The organism is Rhodococcus sp. no. 34 (assembly GCF_054589475.1).
Genome location: NZ_BAAILK010000029.1, coordinates 1 through 973 on the forward strand (window position 1 = coordinate 1; position 973 = coordinate 973).

General features: G+C 60.9%; 1 protein-coding gene. It reads right to left on the bottom strand.

The window, feature by feature from the left end:
• Positions 1-973, bottom strand: a 973-nt coding sequence (locus tag ACYP01_RS13005; RefSeq protein WP_459680419.1) for an AMP-binding protein, incomplete at both ends; no start/stop codon positions are given.

The following is a 973-nucleotide window of genomic DNA, read 5'->3' on the forward strand; positions in this document are numbered from 1 at the left end:
ACCACACTGCGATGACTGACCGCCACCCCCTTCGGCCGACCCGTCGACCCCGACGTGAAAATCACATACGCCGTATTCCCCGACCGCAACGGCGAAACCCGATCCACATCCGAAACAGGCGCACCCGAAAAACCAGACACATCAACAACATCAACCTCGACCACCGGCACCACACCAGCATCGAAACCAACATCAGAAGTACTGACCACACACACCGGCGACGCCGCCGCCAACACATACCCATTACGCTCCGCAGGCTGATCCGGATCCACCGGAACATACCCACCACCAGCCCTGAGCACACCGTAAACCGCAACCAACAAATCAACCGACCGACGAACCGCCACACCCACCAACGACTCCGGCCCCACACCCACCGAAACCAAATACCTGGCAAAACGATTCACCCGAGCATCGAACTCCGCATACGACAGCGACACACCCTCGAACGAGAGCGCTACCGCATCCGGAGACGCCGCCACCTGCGCATCGAACCCATCCAACACCGACACACCCGCAACCTCACGAGCCGTGTCATTCCACCCCTCGAGCACCAACGAACGCTCAACAGAATCCAAAATATCAACGTCACCAACAATGGTTGACCGATCAGCAACGACGGCAGCCAGGATGCGTTCGAATCGGGTTGCCATCGAGGCCACCGTCGACTCGTCGAACAGATCCGTCGCGTACGTGAACGTCGCCGCCATCCCGGCCGGGGCACCGGACTCGTCGAACTGCTCGACCATGGTCAACTGCAGATCGAACTTCGCCGCCACCGCGCCGGTATCGACGCCCGCAACCGTCAGATCGCCCAACTGCAACCCGGTCTGGCGTGCGCTCTGGAACGAGAGCATCACCTGGAACAACGGATTACGAGCCTGCGACCGCGCCGGATTGAGCACCTCCACCAACCGCTCGAACGGCACATCCGCATGCGCAAACGCACCCAGATCGCCCTCACGAACCCGAC